Source organism: Heliomicrobium gestii (assembly GCF_009877435.1).
Classification (GTDB): Bacteria; Bacillota; Desulfitobacteriia; order Heliobacteriales; family Heliobacteriaceae; genus Heliomicrobium; species Heliomicrobium gestii.
The window spans coordinates 67,197-92,854 of the sequence record NZ_WXEX01000010.1 but is presented as its reverse complement, the minus strand read 5'-3'; the positions used below and the strand labels follow the sequence as shown (position 1 = coordinate 92,854).

The following is a 25,658-nucleotide window of genomic DNA, read 5'->3' as shown; positions in this document are numbered from 1 at the left end:
GGTCCCCCTTTCCAAGCAAAAAGGATGGTTTGACCCACCCTTCTGCGTGCCATTCAATGAAATATCTTATGCGACAGGGTCGCCGGCGCTACCAGATCCGCCAGATGAAGGCGACCAGCATCCCAATGGCCAGCAGAAAACGCAATGCCGAAGCGCCGGCCAACCCGAGCACGGTGCCAACCCCTGCTTCCAGCGCGCTGTCAATGGAACGGCCATGCCAGATCTCACCGGCAACAGCCCCGATGAAGGGACCGGCTACGAGACCGATCGGTCCAAATGTGACAAGACCCAACAGCCCGCCCGCCACAGCGCCCCAGGTCCCCGAGGAGGAGGCGCCGAACCGCCGGGCGCCCCAGGCCGTTCCGATGTAATCCAATCCGCCAGACAGCAGCACGACAACCAGGTTCAACCCCAGAAACAGCGGCGTCATCTTCTGAAAACCTTCTGAAAAGCCATAGCCGACCATGGCTAAAAAGATCAGCGAAACCCCTGGAATCACCGGCAAAAAGGTGCCGAGGACGCCGATAAACATGACGACGATGGCGCCGATCAACCAATAATCGTACAAAGTCCGACTCTCCCCTGTGTCATTGCAATGTCAATAGGACTAGTATTTCCACATTGTGTGACAAGCTCCTGCATGGATCGGCATATATGTTGACTCGCTTTGATGAGTCCTTCACGCCTCCGGCTGTTTATGATGATGAGAGGTCGCCAGGTAATAGCCCTCGTTCCAGCAAGGTCTGAGCGGCCGAAAGTGCGCCGATGCGGACGAAGGTCTGCGAGAGACCGCCTTGAAAATAGACGGCATAGGGCTCGCGCATCGGAGCGTCGACGCTCAATTCGCTCGTGGCTCCTTGGATAAAGGTTCCTCCAGCCATGATCACCGGATCGGCGTAACCGGGCATCGGCGCCGGTTGCGGGATCACATGACCGTCAACGGGGCAGGCCTTTTGGAGTCCTTGGCAGAAGGCGACGACCCGCTCGGCGCTGCCAAGGGTGATGGCCTGGATGATGTCGCTGCGAGCGGCGTCGTAACTGGGAGTTACAGCAAAGCCAAGGCGTTCGAAGAGACGGGCGGCGAAAACGGCGCCTGCCAGCGCTTCGAAAACTACCTGAGGCGCCAGGAACAACCCTTGGAAGTAGAGTCTCCGTCCACCGGGGCTGCTGCCGACGTGAGCGCCGATGCCCGGGGCGGTCAGCCGCGTCGCCGCCCGGCGAACCCATTCCTCCCGACCGGCGATGTATCCGCCTGTAGGCGCCAGACCGCCGCCGAGGTTTTTGATCAACGAGCCGGCCATCAGATCGGCGCCGAATGTGGTCGGTTCCTCCGCTTCGACCAGTTCGCCGTAACAGTTGTCGACAAAACAGACCACGTCAGGCCGCAGGCTGTGGATGGCTTCGCATGCCTCGCCGATCGCCTGCGATGACAGCGACGGACGCAGGCTGTAGCCGCGCGATCGTTGGAAGAGCACCAGTCGCGTGGCCGGGCGCAAACGATCAAGAAGCGCCGGCAGATCGATGACGCCATCGGTGGTCAGTTCCACCTGATCATAGCCAACGCCAAACTCGCGCAAACTCCCTTCGGCCGGTTCATCACCGAGACCGATGACCTCCCAAAGGGTGTCGTAGGGCCTCCCCGTCGCCGCGAGGAGTTCGTCCCCCGGCCGGAGGACACCAAAGAGGGCTGTGGCGATGGCATGGGTGCCGGAGACGAATTGCTCGCGCACCAGGGCGCTTTGCGCTGACAGCGCGGCGGCAAACAGTTGGTCAAGGGTGTCGCGGGCGCTGTCGCCATAGCCGTAGCCAGTCGTAACACCCAAGTGGTAATCAGAAACGCGGCAGTCGTGAAAAGCCGACAACAGCCGGAGTTGATGGCGCTCCCGTTGGGCGGCGAGCCGGTCGATGATCGGGGCCGCGTCAGTGGCGGCTGATTCGGCGAGGCGGGCCATCTCAGGCGCAAGCCTGCCTGCCTGGCAAAGACTTGCGATGAGACCAAGATGTTCCGTGCCTATCTGTTTCATAGCATAGCTTCTCCCTGTTTCATTGGTTCTTTGTTTTCTGTTACATCTTCGTGATTCCTAGCGCTCTCGCTCGCCTTTGGTTTACGGCGTCTCGCCGTTGCCGTTATCCCCTTTTATGGCATTGCCGCCACGAAACAATCGGGCAAAGGCTTTCGGCACATCGGCGCGGATACGGACGCCTTCTGCCTCATAAGTCACTTGGCGAACCACCCCGCTCCGGTAAAAGGAATCGATCTGATTCCCTTGGTTATAAGGAATCAGCGCGTCAATGGTAACGCGATCACTCGGCAACATCTGGGCGATGGTCGCCAAAAGAGTATCGACGCCTTCTCCCGTATGCGCTGAAAGGGCGACCCACGGTCCTATTGGCAGCAGGGAGCCATCCATGTCGTTCGCCGTCACCCTGTCGATCTTGTTCAGCACTGTCAGCACCGGCTTCTCACCGGCGCCGATCTCTGTCAGCACCGCTTCCACCGTCTTCAACTGTTCAACCGCTGCCGGGTGGGAGGCGTCGACGACATGCAGCAACAGGTCAGCGGCGACGATCTCCTCCAAAGTGGCCCGGAAGGCGCGCACCAATGAGTGGGGCAGTTTGCGGATAAAGCCGACCGTATCGGAGATCAGCACATCCCGCTCTCCGGGCAGCCGGATTCGCCGCGTCGTCGGATCGAGGGTCGCGAAGAGTTTGTCTTCCCCGCCGGGACTCGGGCCTCCCAGCGGGGCGAGCCTCGACACGAGCAAGCTGCTCAGGGTCGACTTGCCGGCATTTGTATAACCGACCATGGAGATCAACGGCAGGTCTGAGCGCTGCCGCGAATGGCGCAACCGTTCCCGGTGATGACGAACATGGTTGAGTTCGCCTTCCAGTTCAGTCATTCGCCGCCGCAGGTGGCGACGGTCTGTCTCAAGCTTCGTCTCGCCGGGGCCGCGGGTGCCGATGCCGCCGCCGAGGCGGGATAATGCCTGGCCCTGGCCGGTCAATCGCGGCAACAGGTACTGCAATTGGGCCAATTCCACCTGTAATTTGCCTTCCCGGGTTCGAGCGCGGCTGGCGAAGATGTCCAGGATCAGAGCCGTCCGGTCGACGACCCGGGCCCCTGTGAGGCTTTCCAACCGTCGTTGCTGGGCTGGCGATAACTCCTCGTCAGCGATCAGCAGGTCGGCCCGTGTCACCTGCACAGCTAATGAAAGTTCGCGGATTTTTCCCGAACCGAGATAAGTGGACCGATCGGGCCGTTCTAGGCGTTGGGTCATTCGACCGACGACGACGGCGCCCGCCGTCTCAGCCAGTTGAGCCAGTTCCTCCAGCGGTGGTTCCTCATCAAAAGCGTTCCCTTCCAGGCCGATGAGAAAGGCCCGTTCTTTTTCCGCTCCTGTCACCACCGTCTCCACCGTGGAGGCGCTCTTTTCATAGAGGCGCACCGCTTCCCGCCAGGGAAAGGCGCACAGCTTCTCGTATTTCAGCGGCCCAGTCATCTCAATGGCGACTTCACCGCCAGGCGACAGGCAGGCCACTGAACCGCGGTGAGGCTCGGCGGCGGCAATTACAGCCATGCAGTCAAGGCGAAGTTGACGCAAGGCCGACAGATCGACATCGCTCAAGTGAGGACTGTCCCCAGGGTGGGTGTGGACACAGCGCACACCGGCCAGGCGCTGCGTCCCTCGGCGGCCATCATGGTCGCTCATGGCCACCGTGTGGGCATCACCGACCGCAAGATCGACCACTCGTCCGCGCCGGTCCACGAAAAGGGCCACCTCCCGTCCCGTGAGGGAGGTAAACAAAACAAGCTCCTTACCCACTTCCGGGTCAAGGAGCAAATCAGCGTCCATCTGCAGTTCCAGCAGCCCGCTCAACCGGTCCAGGCGGCTGCGCGCGACACCATCCAGGTTGCCTTTTATGCGTTGATCACTCATAGCAACATTTTACCATAACCATGACCTTTTTACTAGCGGCAGGGTCATCGACATGACCAAGGCATTCACCTATGATGACGTTTCCAAGCCGGCCAGATTGCAGCCTTCAAGCATATCTTGAGCTTCCAGCGTCATCAAGGCCTCTCGGGAGATCTTCTGATAGTCGTAGGCATGGAGCAAGCGGACAGCTTGGCGGCGAATCGCTTTTTCGGCGATATTGCGGACAAGGCGGGCATTTCCCCGGTGTTGGTGGCCGAACTTTTCCTGGTGGAGCAAAAAGTTGCGCAGCGTTAACCGGGCTTCACCAGACATGCGGTATTGCCGCTGCGCCACCATGGCGTCAGCGATGGCCAACAGTTCCGTCGTCGTGTAATCGGGAAATTCCAACTGAATGGGAAAGCGGGAGCGGATCCCTGGATTGCAGTGCAGGAAATACTCCATCTCATCCTTATAGCCGGCTAGGATCAGGATCAGGCTGTCCCGGTGATCCTCCATGGCCCGAACGAGGCAATCGATGCACTCCTTGCCGAAATCCTTTTCGCCTCCTCGGGCCAAGGAGTAGGCCTCATCAATGAAGAGCACCCCGCCGAGCGCTTTTTTTACCTGTTCCCGCGCCTTCACGGCCGTGTGCCCAATGTATTCCCCGACGAGATCAGCTCGCTCCACCTCGACAATATGACCTTTGGGCAACACGCCCAGTTCCTTAAAAAGCCGCCCGATCAGGCGAGCTACTGTCGTTTTTCCTGAGCCTGGATTGCCCTTGAAAATCATGTGCAAGGACATCGGTTCATTGAGCAGCCCCTCTTTGCCCCGGAGCTGACGGATTTCCACGAAAGAACGCAATTCATGGATGAGCGCTTTGATTTCCTGGAGCCCTACGAGCCCCGTGATCTCATCAAGGATCTCCTGAATCTTGCCTGAGGCCTTGACCTTTTCTCCAAGCTTTCCGGTAATCCCAATCTTGTCGGGCTCCCTATCTTCCTTGCCTCGCTCCTCACTGCCCTCAGCCAATCCGCCGCGTATCAAAGGGTTCGGCACGGGAAGCCAGGATGTCTTGCTCAGCAAGGACGGTTGTGAGTCGGCGTTAATATTCACCCGGATTTTCAAGTCGGTCACCTCCCGTTTGCCTGATCCATAAATCCTATGATCGCGCTGTCCAGAAAAAAACAAAGCCCGGCATAAACGCCAGGCTTTGCGCAGCTAAATGGGCTTCACAGGGTGTGTGTCGATTCGCGGTTGACCGGCATCATCCCCTGGTGACCCGACGGAGACGGCGGACCGGCATAGAGACATTGGACCTGAGCGCCATTGTAGAAGAGGACGAACCGCAGATCGATCTGTCGTTTTTGCAGGCTTTGGAACACTCGCCTCACCTCATCCAGCTCCTCATCGGAAGGAGAACGCCGGTCCTCTTCTGTCCGAAACCAGATCGCCGCCGCTTGGCCTCCCTCCAAACCGATCCAGGCCGTCAATTGGTAAGGCTCCTGGGGCCCAAATCGGAGGTGACTGGAGCGACGCACTCCGATGGTGAGCACCTCTCCCTCCCTGTTCAAAACGGCAACGGACAGACGACCTCTGCCGAAGCGGCTGTTCAGATCATTCAGATCCGGAATGGAGTGAGCTGTCCAAACCTGATCCTCCACCAAGTCATCAAATTCAAAATCCCAACCTGCCAGGACCTGTTCGATCAATACCTCCCGCTGCAAGGATAGGTACCTGCCAGTCGATACGAGCATCGTCGCCCCCATCGCCAGCACGCCGGCAGCCATCGAGCGCCCCATAACCGACAGCGGCGTCTCGGCCATGCGTGTCGCTTCACCGACGATTACATCGGCTCCCAGATAAAAAAGCGGATAGATTCCCGCCGCCAGGCAGGCGGCCCCGCACCGCAGCCACCACGTCTTTTGTCGTAAAAAACCACGCTGGAGCATAGCGGCTGACAGTTGGTCGCTGTAGTGGGCGAACCCTCCAAAGAGCGCGAACCAGGCGACCATTTCCCATTGGCTCTCCCAGGGGAAGATGCTCATGTTCACCATCTCCGTTCAAAAGAGATGACCCTTTATTCTGGATATTTCGACATCAATAGCGAATTCCCTGGTCTGGCCGCCGAAAATATTTTGATCTTGCCATTTCGATCGCTAACAAGCAATTTTCCCTCCTCATTTACCGCAAGCGATGTCACACCGCCGCCAACGGAAAAATAGGAAGCAAACTCGCCCGTTCCATGCCAAACCTCAATGCGTTCGTCGGTCCCCACAAAAATATACCCCCTGGGATCGACGGCAAGACCGGTGAGCTTGGTCACTTCGCTGCCGGCGCTGCGGCCGAACTGCCGTTCCACCTTGCCTTCAGGGTCCAGAATATACAGCATGCCTTGCGGATCGGCGGCAACGGCGCGACCGCCTGTAAGCGGAACCAGGGCGACCGGGATAAAGGGGAGACTATCGGAGGTCATCTCCGTCACCCACCCATCTCCCCAACTGGGTTCTCCGGGCGCGGATTTTCTCTCCGACCCACCGGCAAGAGCATCTGAAGCCTCCTTCGGCGCTGACAGATCCCGCTCACGAGTCGCCAGGTTTATGCCGGGCCCGGTGATTCTCCCACCGGAAAGCGTAGAGACCGTTGCGACAAGGGGGCTCCAACCGCTCCACCACGCGACCGCTCCTCCCCCAAGGATCAGCAGGAGCGCCACCGCAGTCAGGAGAAGGTAGGGCCTTCGTGAACGGGCGGCTTTTTTTTTGTGCTTATAGGGGGGCAGTGATGGTGAGAGGGGTCCTGCAACCGTTTCACCCGTAAAACCGGCAGCAGCGATTCGGCCCCTTCGCTTCGGCTGGGCCTTGTCGTCCATGTCCCTTTGTTCCGTCCGTTCTGACAGTTCCTCCATTCCAGCCACCTCGATTCTGTTCGTCTTCCCCACGTTTTCAATCATCCTGAGACGTTGGTAGATCATACCGAGTCTCACCAAATATTCTCCCAAAATATTTCATAATCCTGCCAACTATTCTAATATAATCAAGTTTATGGGCGTAAAAAAACGCCTCAAGACGAGGCGTTTTTTGGGTTGTCTCCGTTAGGCTTTATTGGCATCCATGGAAAGCGAGACCGGTCGCAGCGGCATAATCGTCGAGATGGCGTGCTTGTAGACCATCTGTTGTTTGCCTTCTACGTCAAGAAAGACGGTAAAGCTGTCAAAGCCTTTGACCATCCCCTTGATTTGGAAGCCGTTCACCAAAAAAATGGTGACAGGGAGGTTTTCTTTGCGCACTTGATTCAGGAATGCATCCTGAAGATTAAGTTGCTTGGTCATCTGAGTGCCCCTCCATCATTTATATTTCTCTCTACATGCCCTCCAAGAGCGTTCCGAACGGCGTTGCACATGCCCTCCAGCAGTTTCTCTCGCTCAATGGCGTCGGCGGCAAACCAGATCAGCCGGGAGTCCCGGCGAAACCATGTATACTGACGCTTGGCAAAATGCCGCGTATTCCGCTGCAGTAAGTAGAGTGCCTGTGTCAGGTCGTATTCGCCCTGAAGATACCCGACGATTTCCTTGTAACCGATGGCCTGCATCGATGGAAGCGTTGGCGGGAATCCCCGTTTTAGGAGCCCTTTTACTTCTTCCACTAAACCCGATTCTATCATGATCTGGGCACGCAGGTCAATGCGACGGTACAACTCTTGCCGTTCCATCGTTAGGGCAATGGGGGCAAGACGGTATTTCGGCTGTTGAATGGCGTCGGCGTAGTGAAAATCGCTCTGGCGGCGTCCTGTCAGATGATAGACCTCCAGGGCGCGGATGATGCGCTTGCGGTCATTCACATGGATCCGCCGGGCCGCAGCGGGGTCCACCTCGGTCAGCCGGTTGTGCAGGACTTCCAGCCCGAAAGACGCGGCTTCCTCCTCCAATCGCTGGCGCAGTTCCAGATCCGTCGCTTCGTCGGTGAAGGCATAGTGATCGATGATCGACCGGACATAGAGCCCCGTGCCGCCCACCAGGATCGGCAACCGGCCCCGTCCGACGATGTCGGCGATGAGCGCCGTGACACGTCGTTGAAAGTCGGCCACACTGAAGGGCTGATCGGGATCGAGAATATCGATCATGTGATGGATGATGCCGCCCCGCTCCTCCGGTTTCAGCTTGGCTGTTCCGATATCCATTCCCCGGTAGACCTGCATCGAGTCACCGGAGATGATCTCACCGTTGAAACGCTGGGCCAGGGCGATGCCGGCATCAGACTTGCCCACCGCCGTGGGTCCCACAATAAGCACGAGCGGGAGCAGATGACCGTCGCCGTTGATGTCTGGCGCAGTGAGGACATCGCCACCGAACTGGGGGATCATTCCCAAGGGTTTCCACCTCCTCCGCTCCAGATGCCGTAAGCCACAGGGGCGTATCTTCCGCATTCGATCCGTTCGGGCGCTAAGCGCTCCCATTCGAGACTATCACGCCGTTCCTTCAGCACCACTCGACGGCGAGCGACGCGGCGCGCCTCGGCGATCACCGCCGCTTCGAGGGGACGGGGATCGGCCAATTGACGAAGACCGCCGATTCCGTTGGAGGCGCGCTGGGGCCTTCGAAACATCGGGTCAAAGTAGACGCTGTCAAAGCTGCCGTCTGAAAAGCCACTGAGCAGGGCGCGGTGGTCCCCCTGGACGACACGGATGCGCCCCATCGCCTGTTGCAGAGCGGCGACACGCCCCTGTAGCGGCTGTTGCAGACCCTCGCGGACAATCAGCGCGATCAAGGGACTGTGTTCGATCCCGATCACTTCTCCTCTGTCACCGACAACGGAAGCGGCCACAAGGGCGTCGGCGCCCAGACCGAGGGTGCAGTCAAGGATCCGGTCGCCCGGTCGGATGTCGAGGGCATGGACGAGGGGATCCCACTTTCCTTCTTTTACGGCGCGAATGCGCAAGGTGGCCATATTCGGGTGAAAAAAGAAGGCGTCCTCCCCCTGGCGCAGAGTCAATCGATTCTTCTCAACAATCAAGATCGCCTTTTCGCCAGCCTCCTGGGCCAGGCGCTCAGCTGATTTCCCCTCTCGCGGGACAAAAAGGGCGCCCAGTTCCGCCGCCAGCGCCCTGGCTCTTGCTTCGACGCTCGGGGTGCTTTTATGGACGGTTGTGATCCGAAGTTCTGTTCCGGGATGTTCGAGAAACACATCCTGTCTATGTTCCGGTAGCGCCATGATCAACTCCTAAGAAAACGGCGTTCAAGTTCAGCGCGGTCGATGCGCAGCAGGTAGGGGCGTCCATGGGGGCAGGTGTCGACCCCTTCGAGCCGTGCCAACTGTTGCAGCAGGGCGCTCATCTCTGCGTGGCTCATCGCTTTGCCCGCCTTGACGGCGCCGCGACAAGCCAAACTGCTCAAGGCGGCCCCCCGGACGACCTCCCGATCACGAACACCCTTCATCAGGCTGTTCAAGATATCCCGAAAGAGTCCCTCTTCCTCACCCGGCGGCAGTCCAACCGGAACCGCCCGGATCAGCAGCGTATTGCCGCCGAAATGCTCCAGGATCAACCCGGCGTCGCGGAGTTCGGCGATGGACTCAATGGCGCCCTGAAACTCAGCGGGCGGCAGAGTCACCGTGACCGGCAGCAACAATTGCTGGCTGGCGCATTCACCGGATTCACTCAGGTAACGCTCTTTTAACTCATGATACAACACCCGCTCATGGGCGGCGTGCTGATCGATCAGGAAGAGGGTCTCGTCGCCTTCAGCCAATATATAAGATCGTCGAAACTGTCCGATGGGGATCCAATCGGCTACATCTCGCGCCAACAACAGCGGCACAGCTTCTGGCGCGGCTTCCGGCATCTCATAACCCCTGCATTCGTCAGGTGTAACGATAGGAGAATCCGCCAGCGAGCCGGCATGATCTCCTGTTACGTAGCCTTTTGGAGGTTCTTTCGGCCATTTCGGAGGCGACTGGTGCAGAGAACCGGTGGATTCCATGTTCCCGCTATCCAGGCGCGCGCCATACTCCAGCGGTTGCTCGGGTTGCTCGGGCAGGGAAGATGGCGAAGCAGCCCTTTCTCGCACAAGAAGAAGCCGGTCCTGATTCCATCGTTCCCCATCTTCCTTTTTTTCCGGGAGAGAAACAGTCGTCCCAGTGTTTCCCTGTTCCCTTTCAGGCGCACCAGACCAAAGGGAGCGCGACAGGGAACGGGCGCGCAACGTCTGCGCCACTGCTTGGCGCGTAAAATCAGCCACATCTCGCTCCCGGTCAATCTTGATCTCCTGCTTGGTCGGGTGACTGTTCACGTCGACCGTCTCCGGCGGCAGTTCAAGATGGAGCACAAAAAAAGGAAACCGACCACCCGGCAGCATGCCCTGATAGGCTTCTTCCACGGCCTGGCTCAGACTGCGGCAACGGATCCAGCGCTGGTTGACAAACCAATTCTGGTGATTGCGATTGCTCCGGTGCAGCGACGGGTTTCCCACAAACCCCTTCAAGGTCCAGCCTTCTGGCGATGCGGATGTGAGTGGAAGCAGGAACGGAAGGATCTCCCGGCCAAAGACAGCGGACAAGGTCTCTAAGGTTTTATTATTTCCAGGCGAACGGAAGCTAATCTGTTTCCCCTGGGTCAGGGAAAAGGCGACATGGGGATGGGCAGCCGCCAACCGCCAGATCACCTCGGCGCAGGCAGAGCCTTCTGCCGTGGACGAACGGAGAAACTTGCGCCGGGCCGGCGTATTGAAAAAGAGATCCTCCACCTGGACCGTTGTGCCTGGCGGAGCGCCCACCGCCTCAGTGGGGTGGCGTTCCCCCCCGTCGATGCGCACCCGCGCAGCCTGACTGTCGATGCTGCGGCGGGTGGTGATGGTCAGGCGGGCTACGGCGGCGATCGAGGGCAACGCTTCGCCTCGAAAACCGAGGGTCTGTATGGCCTGCAGATCCTCGGCCCGGCGAATCTTGCTGGTGGCGTGTCGCTCAACACATAGTTCGGCGTCATCGACAGCCATTCCGCAACCGTTATCGACGATACGGATCAGTTTTTTCCCACCCTCGGCGAGGGTCACGTCGATGCGATTCGCACCGGCGTCGAGGGCGTTTTCGAGCAGTTCTTTGACGATGGACGCCGGCCGCTCGACCACCTCGCCGGCCGCGATCTGGTTGACGGTATGCGCGTCAAGGCGTTGGATGACTCCCATGACTACCTCCCCCGTTTCAGCTTTTTCTGCTGTTTGGCCAACCAGTTGAGGGCGTCCAGGGGGGTCATGCGGTTGATGTCCAGGCGGCCCAATTCGTCGACCAGGCGGGAGGCCGTCTCGCTGTCTTTGCGTTGCACTGCAGACGAGTCTTTTTCGCCGAAGAGCATCAATTGACCTGCATCACCGCCATCGGCGACAAGAACGTCGGAAGCGTCTGTTATATCTTTTTCCGTTGAAGGATGACAAAACGTTGCTTCTCCGCCTTCAATATGGGTGTGGACGGTACACTCCAGCGGCATCCAGGCCGTCGAAGGATTGACGCCGGGAGCCGGCCTTTTATCCTGGTTGCTTTCCAAGCCGGCCAGGATCTCCCGGGCCCGCAGGATGACCGATGAGGGCAGTCCAGCCAAGCGAGCCACCTGGATGCCGTAGCTTTTATTGACACCGCCAGGGCGGATCTGGTGCAAAAAGACGATATCGTCGCCAGATTCGCGGACAGCGATGGTGTAACAGCGCACGCTGGGCAGCCTTTCTTCCAGGCGAACCAGTTCGTGATAGTGGGTGGCAAAGAGCGATTTGGCCCCGAGACGCTGGATGGCCTCTGCCACGGCCCAGGCGATGGCCATGCCGTCAAAGGTGCTGGTCCCGCGCCCCACCTCATCGAGAATGACGAGGCTGCGTGGTGTGGCATGGTGGAGGATATGGGCCACTTCTGTCATCTCGACCATGAAGGTGCTCTGGCCTGTCGCGAGGTCGTCTGAGGCGCCGACGCGGGTAAAGATGCGGTCCACCACCCCGACAGAAGCCGACGTGGCCGGCACAAAAGAACCCACCTGGGCCAGGAGCACGATCAAGGCAACCTGGCGCATGTAGGTGCTCTTGCCAGCCATATTGGGACCGGTGATCAAGAGCAGCGCCTCGCCGTCGTCAAAGCGCGTGTCGTTGGGAACAAAGACGCCCGGTCCCAGGTGGGCCTCCACGACAGGATGGCGTCCGCCCTGAATCTGAATCTCCATCCCATCGTGGATAGCAGGACAGACATAGCCCTGCTCGACGGCCACCTGGGCCAGGGAGGCAAACACATCGAGATGGGCCACCTGCTCAGCTGTCTTCTGCAACTGCGGCAGAACAGCCTCGACGGCGTCGCGCAGTTCCGTAAAAAGGCCGTATTCCAACTGGGTCAGCTTCTCTTCGGCGCCAAGGATTTTCTCCTCGTAGGTTTTCAGTTCCGGTGTGATATAGCGTTCGCCGTTGGTCAAGGTTTGCTTGCGGATATAGTCGGCAGGAACGCTGGCCATGTTGGCTTTGGACACCTCGATATAATAGCCGAAGACTTTGTTGAAACCGACCTTTAGCGACCGGATCCCTGTCCGCTCCCGCTCTCGTTGCTCAATGCGGGCCAGCCACTCCTTGCCGGAACCGGCGCTATCCCGCAGTTCGTCCACTTCCGGGTGAAAGCCGCTGCGGATCAGACCTCCGTCGCGAACAGAGACGGGAGGCTCGTCGACGAGCGTTTCAACAATGCATTGGGCCACCGGTGTGAGCGGGTCAATCTGGCGGGCAAGCCTATCGAGCACCGGCGGTCCCTGGCGAAGCTTGTCCAGAAGCGGAGGCAGCGCCTCCAGCGATGAGGCCAGGGCGATCAGGTCCCGGCCGTTGGCTGAACCGTAGGCCACCTTGCCGGCGAGCCGCTCCAGATCGTAGACGGTTCGCAATCCGGCGCGGATGTCCTGGCGCATCAGGCCGTCATCCACCAACGCCGAAACGACAGCCTGGCGCTGGCAGATGGCCTCTGCGTCTGTCAGCGGCTGTTCGAGCCAGCGCTTGATCAACCGGCCGCCCATGGCGGTGATAGTCTTGTCGATGACGCCCAACAGTGCGCCTTTGCGGCTGCCCTCGCGCATCGTCTGGGTCAGTTCCAGGTTGCGGCGGGTCGCTGGGTCAAGGCGCATGAAACGCTCTGTCGTGTAACTCCGCAAGCGCGTGATGTGGGGCAGATTGGCCCGCTGCGTTTCCTGGACGTAACGGAGATTGATGGCGGCGGCAACAATGGCCGCCGGCCAGTGGGCGCAGCCGAAGGCTTCCAGGCTAGACAGTTGAAACTGCCTTTTGAGAACTGTTGTCGCTTGTTCCAAGGTCAGACCCTCTGCCGGAAAAGGGCTGACAAGGATGCCCTGCTTCCGCCAGCCTTCCGCCAGGTCGGCGAAGTTGGCCGCCACAACCGGGTGAACGAGCAGTTCCTTGGGACTCAGGCGCAGAATTTCTGCTTGAAAAGCAGCCATGTCGCGATCATGCCAGCGCGCCGTCAGAAAATCGCCGGTGAAGACATCGAGCGCCGCCAGTCCCCACTCATCAGAGAGGTGGGCCACAGCGACGAGGTAGTTATTGCTCTTTTCTTCAAGGACATTCGTGTCCATGAGGGTGCCCGGAGTGACGACGCGGACGATCTCCCGCCGGACAATCCCTTTGGCGGCCGCCGGGTCTTCCACCTGCTCACAGATGGCGACCTTATAGCCTTTCTCGACGAGACGCGATATGTACCCCTGAGCCGAGTGGTAGGGCACGCCGCACATGGGGATGCGCTCTTTTAAACCGGCGTCTCGCCCTGTCAGGGTTATTTCTAATTCTCGTGAGGCCAGGAGCGCATCCGGTCCAAACATCTCGTAAAAATCGCCGAGACGAAAAAAGAGGATGGCGTCAGGCTGGCGGTTTTTGATCTCCTGATATTGTCTCATCATGGGAGTGACAGCTTTCATCGATCAACCTCGAAACATCAGAATTGTTCGTTTCCCTCGTATAAAAGCAATTATAGCAGGCCTTGAGTCGTATGTCCCCACGTATGTCCCCACTGAAGAGGCGCACCGCTTTCAGGCCAACGGGTTGGGAAGCGGTGTTTTCGGCAACGCGCCTTGTATGGGGCGACTCCTTAGGGACCTTGAAGCATTCTTTTTTGTTTCGCTCTCCTGCTGATCAAAATCATGGCAACAATCACCGCGATAAAAAAGCCGGTCACAAGACCGCACATGAGAAAACCGGCGCCCGGACCAAACCGATGGGTAATGGCGCCGGCAAAAAAATTGCCGACTGGTGTCGTTCCGGCAAATGCCAACGTGTAAATGCTCATGGCTCTGCCCCGGTAGATGTCATCGGAATTCAATTGAATCGTTGAATTCACCGATGTCATGAAGATCATATTGAAAAACCCCACGATGACAACAACCAGAGCGGCAAAAAAGTAGGAGTGAATAAAATTGAGAATCACGAGAAAAAGGGAAATTATCAGGGCGCTAAAAAAGATCAGCTTTTCGCTCGGCTTGTTCCTCAGTTTGGCTGCCAGCAAAACCGATGCCGCCAGCGAGCCGGCGCCTGCGGCCGAGAGCAGGACGCCATAGCCGTGCACCCCTTGACCGAGCACAACATCGGCAAAAACGGGGATCATCACATCCATATTCATGGCAAAAGTGCCGACAGCCAACATCGCGACGATCGCCCGTAAAATCAAGGGGTTTGCTGCGATATACCGCAATCCTTCAAGGATCTCGGCGAAGATCTTCTTTTGCTTCTTTTCTCGAACGCCGGCGAGCGGTTGCGTTAAATAGAGACCCCAAATCACGGGGACAAAGCTGACGCCATTTATGAAAAAACAAAAATCGGCCCCGTAGTTGGCCATCAAAAAGGCAGCCAGCGAAGGCCCGGCGATTCTCGCCAGATTGACGATTGTTGAGTTCAAGGCGATCGCGTTGGTAAGGTCCTGTCTGCCGACCAGTTCAATGATAAACGACTGCCGTGCCGGCATATCCAAGGTATTGACGAGACCCAAGGATGTTGCCAACAACAGCACCTTCCAATAGGAGACACCACCCGAATAGACCAGATAGGCCAAGATCAGGGCTTGTATCATCAAGGCTGTCTGCGTCATCATTAGGATTCGCTTTTTGGGGTAGCGGTCGATCAGAACACCGGCAAAAAGCGAAAACAGCAACATGGGCCCAAATTGTCCGACGCCCAAAATCCCCAATAAGAAAGCAGACTTGGTGAGTGTGTACACCAGCCACTGTTGCGCCGCTCGTTGCATCCAGGTTCCCAAAAGGGAGATGCACTGGCCAAACCAAAAATATCGAAAATTTTTATGACGCAATGCAGGGAATGTCGCTGTGATTCGTCCCGTCAAGTTGTTCATTTTCGCTCCCCTGTTTTCACAACGCCTATACTCCCCCGCAGGGAAGAGAAACACCGCTTTCAGGTCCCAATACCTGGAAGCGGTGTTTGCTATGATTAATGAAGCATAGCGGAATCATTGAGGCTGCCCGTTCTGCGGCACGAGTGTTCCCAAAAGCGTCCACGTCCGCGCCTCATCGATGCGAACACAGACCGTCTCCCCCGCCTGATGTTCATCGCCGGCGAAGACGACGATCTTGTTGCCCCGCGTCCGCCCTGTCATCAGTTCTTTGTTCGTTTTGCTCCTGCCCTCCACCAGAACCTCGTGTAAAGTCCCGATGTGGGCCTTGTTGTGTTCCAGGCTGATCCCATTTTGCAACTGCAAGAGCCGTTGAAAGCGCGCTTTTTTCGTGTCTGCGTCCACCTGTTCGGCCAATTCAGCCGCTGGGGTGCCGCTGCGCTTGGAATAGAGGAAGGTGAAGGCGTTGTCATAGCGGACCTTTTCGACCAGATCGAGCGTATCGGCGAAGTCCTCCTCCGTCTCGCCGGGGAAGCCGACGATGATGTCTGTTGTCAAGGCCACTTGGGGCATCGCTTCGCGGATCCGGCTGATCATCTCCATATAGTGTTCGCGGGTGTAGCCGCGGTTCATGGCGGTCAGGATGCGGTTGCTCCCGGCCTGGACAGGCAGGTGGATGTGCTCGCAGACCTTGTCCGACTCGGCCATCGCCTCAATTAAGGCCAAATCGAAGTCCTTGGGGTGAGATGTGGTAAACCGTATCCGCTTCAGCCCATCGATGCCATTGACGATCCGCAAAAGGTCGGCAAAAGTAACGGGCGGTTGCAGGTCCTTGCCGTAGGAATTGACATTTTGTCCGAGGAGGGTTACTTCCTTGACCCCTTGGCCGACAAGAGAATGGACCTCTTTGACGACGTCTTCCGGGTTGCGGCTGCGTTCCCGGCCGCGCACATGGGGGACGATGCAGTAGCTGCAGAAATTGTTGCAGCCGTACATGATCGTCACATGGGCTTTGATGCCCTCGACCTTGCGTTCCGGCAGGTCTTCGACGACCTCGCCTTCGCTGTCCCAGACCTCGACTACCTGTCCAAATTGACACTGCTCGATCATGCGCGGCAACTGGTGCAAGTTATGGGTGCCAAAGACGATGTCCACGTAGGGATATTCCTTGCGGATCCGTTCACCCATACCAGGCTGTTGAACCATGCAGCCGCCGATGCCGATGACCGTTTCCGGGCGAGCGAGCTTATACTTGCGCAGTTCGCCCAGTTTGCCCAGTATCTTGCGTTCGGCTGATTCACGGACACAGCAGGTGTTGATCAGCAGAATCCCCGCCTCATCAGGCGCCGCTTCCCTATACCCCATCTGCCGAAGAAAACCGGTCAGCGACTCTGTGTCGCGTTCGTTCATCTGACAGCCATAGGTCAAAATATGATAGGTATTCTTCTTATCGCTCACAAGTCTGCTCCTCGACATTGTTTTCAGTTAGATTATTATACCCAATGCGCCCCCTATTGAAAAGAAGAACAGGCCACCTTGTTTATTCCTCTCTCATCGGTTACATTAGTGAAAAAGAAAACAACGAGAAGGGGATGGACATGTCTGTTAGTGAATCGGTTGGACTCTATATGGGAGCCATTGCCCTGGCGCTTTTGGTTGGTTACATTGCTGCGCGGATCAAAATCAGTCGAATGGGCGCCTCTGGGAAAGTTGATCCATTAACCAAAAGATCAGAAAACCAGCCTTCAACGGCGAAAAAGACGCAAGAAAGGTCGTCTAAGCGCCGTTAACGCGTTTAGAACGATTTTTCTCCGTCAAAGATGAATATTTTTCTGTTTTTTCCGTTAAAAATAGTGTTGATTTGCCTTCTTAAATCCGTTATAATCTCACTTGCGTTCGCGATTTGGCCCGTTGGTCAAGCGGTCTAAGACACCGCCCTTTCACGGCGGTTACAGGGGTTCGAATCCCCTACGGGTCACCATTGCCTCGGTAGCTCAGTCGGTAGAGCAGAGGACTGAAAATCCTCGTGTCGGTGGTTCGATTCCGCCCCGAGGCACCATCATACGGAGGGATTCCCGAGTGGCCAAAGGGAGCAGACTGTAAATCTGCCGGCTCTGCCTTCGAAGGTTCGAATCCTTCTCCCTCCACCATCACTGGGGTGTAGCCAAGCGGTAAGGCAGCGGACTTTGACTCCGCCATTCGTTGGTTCGAATCCAGCCACCCCAGCCATTCACTTGGTTTTACATAACATGATCCATTAGCTCAGTTGGTAGAGCACCTGACTTTTAATCAGGGTGTCGCTGGTTCGAGTCCAGCATGGATCACCATTTTGCGGAAGTGGCTCAGTGGTAGAGCCTCGCCTTGCCAAGGCGAGGGTCGCGAGTTCGAATCTCGTCTTCCGCTCCATTCTGGCGGTTGTGGCGAAGTGGTTAACGCACCGGATTGTGGCTCCGGGACTCGTGGGTTCGATTCCCATCAACCGCCCCATATTGACAGCAAACTGTGGCGTTAGGTCACAGTTTTTTTATGAAATAAACGCTACATAAACCACTTAATTAATTCAACGAGAAGCCGTCTTTTGGAGCGATAGCGAAGACCCGGGAAAGAACTCCCAGGTCTTTTTTGCGTTCCTTTGTAAGCAACTTCATCTCACCGCAACCGATTTTCTACAGCGTTTATTTGAAAAGGCACAATACGCCTGCTTAGAAGTTCGGTAAAAAGTCCAGATAGGCGCTCATCCTGCCCAACCGGTCCGTCAGGATCAGGAGACCGACTGCCACCATGACGACACCGCTGGCCATTGAGATCTTGGCCAGGTGCCGGCTCATCTGACGGAACCAGGAATCAAACTTGGCAATCGAGAGGGCTGTCACCAAAAAAGGGACGGCTAAGCCTGCCGAATAGGCGGCCAGCAAGGCCAATCCCTGGCCCAGCGTCTCACCGGTTGCGGCGTAGATGTAGATGGCCGACAAGATCGGTCCCACGCAGGGCGACCATCCGGCGGCAAAAGCCATGCCAAGCAAAAATGCGCCCACCCATCCGCCGGTTTTAGGCTTTCCGCCAAAACGCACCTCCCGATAAAGACCGGGAATCGGCAACAAACCGCTCAGATGCAGACCAAAAAGGACGATGATCGCCCCGGCGGCGATGCGCAAGGCGCCCTGATACCGGATCAACCATTTCCCCAGCACCGTAGCGGTTGCCCCCAATGCGATGAAGACGACGGAAAAACCGAGAACAAAGGCGATGGCGCGCCAGAAGGGGGTATTCGGCTGTTTTTTCGCCTTGCTTTCACCCTTCCCTTTGGGGTCCCCCTCCTCTGCCCTTTCCCCTTCCCTATCGCTATGAGGCAGCTCAGCGACGACGGAACCGGTCAGATAGGTGATGTAGGCCGGAACAAGCGGCAGAACGCAGGGCGATAAAAAGGAAGCGATTCCTGCGAGAAAGGCCACAGTGAATGAAACCGAGTCCAAATAATACCCCTCCCCCCTATTCTACATCACAGTGTACCGCAGAATCATGGGGGGTTCAAGAGAAATGCGCTGAATACTCCGGGGGCTACTCAATATAGTGGCTGGTGAAGTGCTCGATCAGTCCCTCTTGCTCATCGCGGGCTACGGCAGGCGCCAACGTCTGGGCCAGCAGGCGGGCATCCTCAAAGCTGGCGCAGGGAATCCCACCGATCACAAAGGGACGGATGACCTGATAGCGGGGGATCTCGATCCGCAACGGTTCTGCCGGCAACCGAGTCACCACTGTCAGGTAGGGCACATTGGCCGCCTTGGCGAATTTTCGGAGGATGTGCTGGAGCTTGCTTTCGAACTGCTCCCCCATAGGTCCCATCAGGAGGGACTGATCGTAGAGATCCTTCCCTGATTTCTGCCACCGCCGTCCCAAGGCTTCAAAGCTTTCAAAACCGGCACGGGTGGCAAAATTGGCCGATTCGTCGCGGGCCACCTGAGCGAGCAACTGCAGGTACTCCTTACGGGACCGATCCATATCGAGGACCACAAAGGGCTGCAGATGGCGGGCCACCACATTGGAGGCAAACCGCCGGTCGTCGGCCAATTGAAAGGTCATCTTGATGATGATCAGAGACAGGTTGATGTCTCGCAACAAACGTCGTTCCGCTTCATCATAGAGCAACGGTTCCTGCTTTCCCGGCTTGCGCAGACCCTCGTATCTCGCGTCGTTCCACTGGTCAGGAATCTCCAAGCCTGGCGGCAAGGACAGTTCTCCCGGCGGCAGGTAACCACTGCTGCGCCGTTGGAAGAGCTTGACCAACATCCCCATGGCAACCACCCCCGGCAAAACATTACCAAATTTATCCACTATCTTATTCGTTAGCTCCATCGGCATTCCTCTTTCGTTTTTACACCTCTTTTGTCGAACGAAACAGGAACCGTCCAACCCTTCTTTCCCATAAATTGGATCACGATCCTGCTGTGATCGTTTGTGGGAAAGGAGCTTTTTGATGAAGAAACTCGTCGAGGGGCGAAGCGCCGCTCTGCCGTCCTACGGAAAAAACCACCTTTTCCCCCTCACCATCCACCGGATCATGGATCGAGTGCCAGGACAGGTGGTCGATTATGGCGTAAAGCTGATCAACGCCCCCCGGCAGTGGCTGCGTTCGAAGGGTGAGAATATCCGTATCGCTGTCCTGGATACAGGCATCGACAGCGCCCATCCTGATCTAAAAGAGAATATTCGAGGAGGCTACAACTTTCTCGACAACAACGACAAGTATGAAGACGACCACGGTCATGGCACCCATGTATCCGGCATTATCGCCGGTTCGGACAATGGCATTGGGATCGTCGGCGTTGCCCCCAAAAGCCAACTCTATGCGCTCAAGGTGCTCGATGAAAAGGGGGAAGGCGGTCAGGAGCATGTCATCGCCGCGATCGAGTGGGCTCTCGACAACGGGATTCACCTGCTCAATCTGTCCTTCGGCAGCCAAAAACCGAACGCCAAGTTGCGCGCCACCATGGAAAAGGCCAATCAAGCCGGCATCACCTTTGTGGCCGCCGCCGGAAACGATGCATCAAAGACGCTCAGGCAGGACTCCATCGATTATCCGGGGCGCTGGTCTGATCTGGTGTTGACAGTGGCCGCTGTGGACCGCAGTGTCAAGCGGGCTGTTTTTTCAAGTCAAGGACCGGAACTCTTTTTGGCCGCTCCGGGCGTCAATGTCTTAAGCACCTATCCTGCCAACCGGTATGTTCGCCTCTCCGGAACGAGTATGGCTGCTCCCCACATCACCGGCGCCGCTGCGCTGCTGATGGCCGAGCGCCGGAAGAAGGCCGGCGTCCCCCCTGCCCCAGCCGAAGTGCGACGATTGATGCTGGAACATGCCGTTGTGATCGGTGACCGGAAGGATTACGGTTATGGCTTTTTTCGCTTCTAGAACGTTCGATGCGAAAAAAGAGAAGGACGCCATCCAGGTGCTGAATAGCGTCCTTCTTTTATTTACCCTTTACCGGCAGCAAACCGAGGATCGTTGATTTGTTGTGGATGATCAAGTCCCCATTGCTGCGAGAGGCGATCTCGCCGATCGATAAGGCGCCCTCCAATGGGTAGCATAATCGCCTTTGGATGTTGGCAAGCTCCTCGTCGAAACGGTCCTCCAAAAACATGCCTCGCGAGATGCAATCGAAGAGCAAGGGCAGGTAGGTTTCCGGCGCTGCCTTAGCGCAACAGTCAGCGACCTGCTCGGAGGCGGCCAGCAATGTGTTGATATTGCCCTTAAGGACATAGATCTCGCTGTCCTGGGGGATGTCGGCTACACAGACGATCTCGTTATCCTCGTTGACGGTGATGGGATCGCGGACAGTGATCTCAAAGTGTCCACGTTTTTGCACCCCAAAGGGGTGGTCTTTGGCAAAGCTGAAAAAGTCCTCTCTACTGAGGCGAAGATTTTCCGCCTGTTCGATGATATCCTTATAGACCTCAAAAGCCTGCTGTCCGTCGATCTCGCTGAGGATGTTCCCCCGAGAATGTGTCACCTGGTAGGGACCGTCCATTTTTCTCCAGCCATGCTCCACGCCCAATTGAATATCTCCTTTGACAAGGCAGACGTAGAGCACATCCTTGTGCAAGCCTCGGTTGTCGTATATGCACGGGCGATGGATCAGGTCGTAAAAACCGGCTCCGCCGCCGATGTACTTGACCTTATTTCCGATCTTGGCATAAGCCGTGTCGGTCAGTTCCTTAAACTTGCTCGACAAGCCGTCAACCAATAAGATGGCCGTCGTGTCCCCCAGGGTCGCCGCGTCCAGAGGAAAACGCATCAAGTAAGGCAGCACAAGGGAACTGTAGAGGGGCTCAACCTTTATAACGATAAAACCTTCATCATAACTTTTGGCGCCGACCAAAAGCGCCGCGTAAATCCCTCCAAAAAACCGGATGCCCTTTTCATTAAAGTGATCGATGATTCTAGGGACATGCTGCGCAGATTTATCTGCCGTCAACACCATCAACTGTTCCGTAGGCTCGATCGTCAAGGAAGCGATGTAGTCTGTCAATTCTGTCAATGATGCAAGATACATGATGGCGCCCCTTTCCGTAATACGCGACTCTCTTGATTATAAAGTACAGATAAGCACGTGATAAGTGCGGATAGACATTTTTTGAATTAATTGATTGTTAAAGTTAAAAACCGCAGCCTCCAATGGAGGGCTGCGGTCACCTGTATGTCATGTTGCGTACACCTATGCTCTTTTCTTTTTTTCGAGGAACCACTCAAATCCATTTCTTGCGCCGGAACCAGTACAGCATCAGCGCCGACAGGACAAACATGCTCACCCAGATGGCATAAAACATCCAGGGCGCATCGTTTAGCGGAATGGGGACGTTCATGCCAAAAGCGCCGGTCACGACCGTCAGCGGCATGGAGATGGTCGAGATGATGGTCAGCACCCGCATGATCTCGTTCGTGCGGTTGGAGATGATCGAGAAGTAGGTGTCCATGGCGCTGTTGACAAGGTCACGGTAGGTGTCGATGGTGTCAGAGATCCGCTCGATATGGTCCACCAAGTCCAGGTAATAGGGGCGGTTGTCTTCATGGACCTCAAAGGAGTAGCGGCCGTTGATGTTGGAGAAGATCCGCTTCTGGGGCAGCACCGTCTTGCGCAGGAGAAGCAGCGTTCGTTTCAAGGCGAGCATCTCGTCTGTCGTCTCGCGCGCCGGGTTGATGTAGAGTTCATCCTCCAGTTCATCAATCCGGTCGCCGAGGCGTTCCACAATCGGAAAGTACTCGTCAATGATGCCGTCGACGATGGCATAGATGAGGTAATCGGGCCCACGGTTCATGAGTCGCGTCCCTCGCAGGCAGTGATAAGCGACACGACCGACAGCCGGCAACGCCGACCGGTGCAGGGTGACGATGTAGTTCTTGCCTAAAAAAACGTCCAGTTCAAAGAGGGTCAACTCATCGTCGCTTTCCTCATCATAGCGCAGGGCGTGGAAGACAAAGAAAAAATACCGGTCGTAGCGGTCCACTTTCGCCCGTGGACTGGCATGGAGAACGTCTTCAATGGCCAAGGGGTGAAAGTCGAAGACACGAGCCACCTGGTTGACTTCATCGGCGTCATAATCGTAGAGATCAATCCAGATGAGGTTGTCGGGGGAAGCGAGCCATTGCTCCATGTGATCAAGGTTGATGTCATGAAGGACCTTGTCTTGCTGCGCATCAAAGATATAGGTCTTGATCATTTCGTTCTCCCTCCCAAGGTCCGCCTGATCCGGATCCAATGTACTCTTCCCCGCACATCCTGTCAATACGCCAATCGGCATACAAAACCGTTATCCCCAAAAAAGAGGAACGGCGTTCGCCGTTCCTACATCGGTTTCGGTACCTTTTGTGACTCATTGGCCTCAAAATTAATCTTGGCCGTGCAGCGCAGGCATATGTATCCGGTGATTTTCGTTTTTCCTGCAAAGTCGGACCATTTGGGATGGCTTTTATCGATTTCGTCTTTTTTTCCGCAGAGCATGCAGCGCGCTTCCATAAGGCACCTCCTTATCCCTACGTGGTTCGACATGAGCAAGCGTTCTTCCTACATTCCACCGGTAAGGGATAGGTTTTTCACTGCCCTGTCTCTGCCTCAAAGGGGGCAGGCGCAGGTGGAAAGAAAGCGTTCTTTTACAGTTGTTGTCCCACTTTTGCCGCCAAGTCCAGGACGCGGCAGGAATAGCCCCATTCATTATCATACCAAGCGACGACTTTCGCCATGCGTCCTGATGTGACCATGGTGGACAAGGCGTCGACAATCGACGAATAATGGGTGCCCAGAAAATCGTTGGAGACGAGGGGTTCATCACAGACAGAGAGGATCCCCGCCATCTCCCCGTTCGCTGCGGCGCGCAACGCGGCGTTGATGGTCTCCCTATCGGCGGGGCGTTCCATGGTCACGACGAGATCGACAACAGACACGTTCGGAACGGGCACGCGCAAGGAGTAGCCGTTTAAGCGGCCTTCCAATTCGGGGAGGACGAGGGACACAGCCTTGGCGGCGCCGGTCGTCGTCGGGATGATGGACAGGTCGAGCGCGCGGGCGCGGCGCAGGTCCTTGTGGGCGTCATCGAGGATGCGCTGATCGTTGGTGAAGGCATGGACCGTCGTCATCAGACCCTCGACGATGCCAAACTCGCGGTGAAGCACCTTGGCCACCGGCGCCAGGCAGTTGGTCGTGCAGGATGCGTTGGAGATGATGTGATGCCGATCCGGATCGTAGATGTGGTCATTGACGCCCATGACGATGGTTACGTCTTCATTTTTTGCCGGCGCCGTGATGATCACTTTCTTGGCGCCGCCGACAAGGTGTTTCGCCGCATCTTCTCCGCGGTTAAATTTACCTGTTGATTCGATAACAATATCAACGCCCAAATCGCTCCAAGGCAACCGGGCAGGATCGCGATCAGACACGATGCGAGCAGCTTTGCCGTTGACGATGATGCTGTCTTCCGTGGCTTGCACATCGGCGTTAAAGGTGCCGTGAACAGAGTCATACTTCATCAGGTACGCTGTCGTTTGCGGATCCGAGGTCACGTTGACGGCGACGATCTCGATATCATCGCGGTTGACAGCTGCCCGGAACACGTTGCGCCCAATCCGGCCAAAGCCGTTAATCCCCACTCGTACGGCCAACAATAATGCACTCCTTACGTAACAATTCGGTGACACTATTTCGACCTGCACGACCGATTTCCTGCTTATATGCGCAAAAAAAGGGCAATTAGTATGTCTTTATTAATAGATATGTTATTTTTTTCACTTGCTGTTCAGTCTCTGTACCGCATTCTTCACGTTAAACAAATCAATCGTTGACCGACAAATGAGTTATGTTATGATAAGATGCAGATGAGGCCTGATTGGATGATTTATTCGGAAAAATCCACCGCTCCTCTTTTTTCGATAACTTCCTGCCACTATTTTCGCTTGTCTTTCGTAGAATAGGTTTCTGTCGTTTATACGGGTAATTTGGTTCGTGCAATTGGAGGAATCTAAATGAACGACATCTCCCTGCTGGATCACTTTGTGGCGATCAACAAATACATCAACGAAATCCTGCCTCACCCGGCCTCTGTCACCATTTGTGATCGCGCCTGCAACGTCCTTTCATATAACCCGGCGCCCGATCTCAACCTCCGAATCCGTCCCGGCGATGTATTGCCTTCTTCGACAGCCGCCTATGTGGCCATCGAAGAAAACCGGCGCGTCACCCGCAGGGTGGACAAGTCCATCTATGGCGTCGATTATATCGCAATCGGTTGGCCGATTCCGGGATCCAGCGGCGAGATTCTGGGCGCTGTCGCTTTTGCCACCCCGATTCACCGCCAAGTGGCCTTGCAGACGATGGCTGAAGAGTTGAACGCTTCTGTCCAGGAGATCAACGCGTCGGCTGCCGTCATCGCGAAATCCTCTCACGATCTGGCCAAGGCCAATGCCGAGTTGAATGACACATCGTCTGAGGCAAAACGGAATGTGGCCGCCACCGATGATGTGGTCAAGTTCATCCGCAAGGTGGCCAAACAGACGCGTCTCTTGGGCTTAAACGCCTCCATCGAAGCGGCGCGAGCCGGAGAACTGGGACTCGGCTTTTCCGTCGTTGCCGGCGAAATTCAAAAGCTTGCCCAGGACAGCGCCAGTTCGGCTGATCAGATCGCCGCCACGCTGAACCGCATCCACGAACTGATCCTGAACGTTTCCCAAGAGGGTGAAGATCTGAACAAGATCACCCAGGCCCAGGTGCACATCGCCGAGAACATCACCCATGCCCTCGACCAGATCAGCCGGATGGCGGAACGGCTTCATGAGATGGCGCAGGATCTCGTCTAATCCAGGTGCAGCATCAGGACCGTCATTGCAGAGTCTCACTTCCATTGACAA

At 56.6% G+C, this 25,658-nt stretch carries 22 protein-coding genes and 7 tRNA genes; 10 read left to right on the top strand and 19 right to left on the bottom strand.

The genetic code is table 11. From position 1 onward, the window contains the following. Positions 1-88: 88 nt before the first annotated feature. The 13 genes from GTO89_RS12270 to miaB all read right to left on the bottom strand — a co-directional run bounded on the left by GTO89_RS12270 (position 89) and on the right by miaB (position 16,744). A complete protein-coding gene (locus GTO89_RS12270; protein WP_161262378.1) occupies positions 89-568 on the bottom strand; it encodes a DUF456 domain-containing protein in 480 nt (159 codons plus the stop codon). Positions 569-695: 127 nt separating this feature from the next. Beyond that, entirely contained in the window at positions 696-2,024 is a 1,329-nt protein-coding gene (locus tag GTO89_RS12265; protein WP_235920438.1) for a methionine gamma-lyase family protein, read from the bottom strand. A gap of 81 nt (positions 2,025-2,105) precedes the next feature. Beyond that, complete coding sequence (hflX, locus tag GTO89_RS12260; RefSeq protein WP_161262377.1) at positions 2,106-3,938, bottom strand: GTPase HflX; 1,833 nt, start codon at positions 3,936-3,938, stop codon at positions 2,106-2,108. A 69-nt stretch (positions 3,939-4,007) separates the two neighbouring features. Beyond that, entirely contained in the window at positions 4,008-4,898 is an 891-nt protein-coding gene (locus tag GTO89_RS12255) for an AAA family ATPase (protein WP_328793914.1), read from the bottom strand. 251 nt (positions 4,899-5,149) lie between these two features. Further along, a complete protein-coding gene (locus GTO89_RS12250) occupies positions 5,150-5,965 on the bottom strand; it encodes a hypothetical protein (RefSeq protein WP_161262376.1) in 816 nt (271 codons plus the stop codon). 32 nt (positions 5,966-5,997) lie between these two features. Next, positions 5,998-6,402 (bottom strand): NHL repeat-containing protein, encoded by a 405-nt coding sequence (locus GTO89_RS12245; RefSeq protein ID WP_161262375.1) that lies wholly within the window; start codon positions 6,400-6,402, stop codon positions 5,998-6,000. Positions 6,403-7,008: 606 nt separating this feature from the next. Next, positions 7,009-7,245, bottom strand: coding sequence for an RNA chaperone Hfq (gene hfq, locus GTO89_RS12240; RefSeq protein ID WP_012283609.1), 237 nt, complete (start codon positions 7,243-7,245; stop codon positions 7,009-7,011). Continuing rightward, the gene (gene miaA, locus GTO89_RS12235) at positions 7,242-8,204 is read right to left on the bottom strand and encodes a tRNA (adenosine(37)-N6)-dimethylallyltransferase MiaA (protein WP_161262432.1); all 963 of its coding nucleotides are present in this window, start codon (positions 8,202-8,204) and stop codon (positions 7,242-7,244) included. The genes hfq and miaA overlap by 4 nt, the downstream gene beginning before the upstream one ends. Positions 8,205-8,272: 68 nt before the next feature. Continuing rightward, a complete protein-coding gene (locus GTO89_RS12230; RefSeq protein WP_161262374.1) occupies positions 8,273-9,124 on the bottom strand; it encodes a class I SAM-dependent methyltransferase in 852 nt (283 codons plus the stop codon). A gap of 2 nt (positions 9,125-9,126) precedes the next feature. Next, positions 9,127-11,091: a DNA mismatch repair endonuclease MutL gene (gene mutL, locus GTO89_RS12225; protein WP_161262373.1), complete on the bottom strand. Its 1,965-nt coding sequence runs from the start codon at positions 11,089-11,091 to the stop codon at positions 9,127-9,129. A gap of 2 nt (positions 11,092-11,093) precedes the next feature. Next, positions 11,094-13,847: a DNA mismatch repair protein MutS gene (gene mutS / locus GTO89_RS12220; protein ID WP_161262372.1), complete on the bottom strand. Its 2,754-nt coding sequence runs from the start codon at positions 13,845-13,847 to the stop codon at positions 11,094-11,096. Between the two features lie 170 nt (positions 13,848-14,017). Continuing rightward, on the bottom strand, positions 14,018-15,271 hold the full coding sequence (locus tag GTO89_RS12215; protein WP_161262371.1) for an MFS transporter: 1,254 nt from the start codon (positions 15,269-15,271) through the stop codon (positions 14,018-14,020). A gap of 114 nt (positions 15,272-15,385) precedes the next feature. Then, complete coding sequence (miaB, locus tag GTO89_RS12210; protein ID WP_161262370.1) at positions 15,386-16,744, bottom strand: tRNA (N6-isopentenyl adenosine(37)-C2)-methylthiotransferase MiaB; 1,359 nt, start codon at positions 16,742-16,744, stop codon at positions 15,386-15,388. Positions 16,745-16,866: 122 nt separating this feature from the next. Between miaB and GTO89_RS12205 the strand changes: the two genes are divergently transcribed. The 8 genes from GTO89_RS12205 to GTO89_RS12170 all read left to right on the top strand — a co-directional run bounded on the left by GTO89_RS12205 (position 16,867) and on the right by GTO89_RS12170 (position 17,755). Then, the gene (locus GTO89_RS12205) at positions 16,867-17,058 is read left to right on the top strand and encodes a hypothetical protein (protein WP_161262369.1); all 192 of its coding nucleotides are present in this window, start codon (positions 16,867-16,869) and stop codon (positions 17,056-17,058) included. A gap of 115 nt (positions 17,059-17,173) precedes the next feature. After that, positions 17,174-17,249, top strand: a tRNA-Glu gene (locus tag GTO89_RS12200). 2 nt (positions 17,250-17,251) lie between these two features. Next, a tRNA-Phe gene (locus GTO89_RS12195) sits at positions 17,252-17,327 on the top strand. Between the two features lie 6 nt (positions 17,328-17,333). Then, positions 17,334-17,418 (top strand) — tRNA-Tyr (locus GTO89_RS12190). A gap of 4 nt (positions 17,419-17,422) precedes the next feature. Further along, positions 17,423-17,497 (top strand) — tRNA-Gln (locus GTO89_RS12185). Between the two features lie 22 nt (positions 17,498-17,519). Continuing rightward, positions 17,520-17,595: transfer RNA gene (locus tag GTO89_RS12180), tRNA-Lys, on the top strand. Positions 17,596-17,599: 4 nt separating this feature from the next. Continuing rightward, positions 17,600-17,674: transfer RNA gene (locus GTO89_RS12175), tRNA-Gly, on the top strand. Positions 17,675-17,679: 5 nt separating this feature from the next. Then, positions 17,680-17,755 (top strand) — tRNA-His (locus tag GTO89_RS12170). A 215-nt stretch (positions 17,756-17,970) separates the two neighbouring features. Here the strand turns inward: GTO89_RS12170 and GTO89_RS12165 are convergent. Together GTO89_RS12165 and GTO89_RS12160 are read right to left on the bottom strand one after the other, a co-directional pair. Then, positions 17,971-18,741 carry a cytochrome c biogenesis CcdA family protein gene (locus GTO89_RS12165; RefSeq protein ID WP_161262368.1) on the bottom strand — a complete coding sequence of 257 codons (771 nt, stop codon included), beginning with the start codon at positions 18,739-18,741 and terminating at the stop codon, positions 17,971-17,973. An 85-nt stretch (positions 18,742-18,826) separates the two neighbouring features. Next, complete coding sequence (locus GTO89_RS12160) at positions 18,827-19,561, bottom strand: hypothetical protein (protein ID WP_161262367.1); 735 nt, start codon at positions 19,559-19,561, stop codon at positions 18,827-18,829. A gap of 181 nt (positions 19,562-19,742) precedes the next feature. Between GTO89_RS12160 and GTO89_RS12155 the strand changes: the two genes are divergently transcribed. Continuing rightward, the gene (locus tag GTO89_RS12155) at positions 19,743-20,675 is read left to right on the top strand and encodes a S8 family peptidase (RefSeq protein WP_161262366.1); all 933 of its coding nucleotides are present in this window, start codon (positions 19,743-19,745) and stop codon (positions 20,673-20,675) included. Positions 20,676-20,733: 58 nt separating this feature from the next. Here the strand turns inward: GTO89_RS12155 and GTO89_RS12150 are convergent, their stop codons facing one another. The 4 genes from GTO89_RS12150 to gap all read right to left on the bottom strand — a co-directional run bounded on the left by GTO89_RS12150 (position 20,734) and on the right by gap (position 24,416). Further along, positions 20,734-21,816 (bottom strand): FIST signal transduction protein, encoded by a 1,083-nt coding sequence (locus GTO89_RS12150; RefSeq protein ID WP_161262365.1) that lies wholly within the window; start codon positions 21,814-21,816, stop codon positions 20,734-20,736. A gap of 193 nt (positions 21,817-22,009) precedes the next feature. Beyond that, positions 22,010-22,981, bottom strand: a complete 972-nt coding sequence (corA, locus tag GTO89_RS12145; RefSeq protein ID WP_161262364.1) for a magnesium/cobalt transporter CorA — start codon at positions 22,979-22,981, stop codon at positions 22,010-22,012. A gap of 125 nt (positions 22,982-23,106) precedes the next feature. Continuing rightward, a complete protein-coding gene (locus GTO89_RS12140; RefSeq protein WP_161262363.1) occupies positions 23,107-23,277 on the bottom strand; it encodes a DUF2197 domain-containing protein in 171 nt (56 codons plus the stop codon). Between the two features lie 134 nt (positions 23,278-23,411). Further along, complete coding sequence (gap, locus tag GTO89_RS12135; RefSeq protein ID WP_161262362.1) at positions 23,412-24,416, bottom strand: type I glyceraldehyde-3-phosphate dehydrogenase; 1,005 nt, start codon at positions 24,414-24,416, stop codon at positions 23,412-23,414. A 360-nt stretch (positions 24,417-24,776) separates the two neighbouring features. Here gap and GTO89_RS12130 point away from each other — a divergent pair, with 360 nt between their 5' ends. Then, positions 24,777-25,607: a methyl-accepting chemotaxis protein gene (locus GTO89_RS12130; protein WP_161262361.1), complete on the top strand. Its 831-nt coding sequence runs from the start codon at positions 24,777-24,779 to the stop codon at positions 25,605-25,607. Positions 25,608-25,658 lie beyond the last annotated feature (51 nt).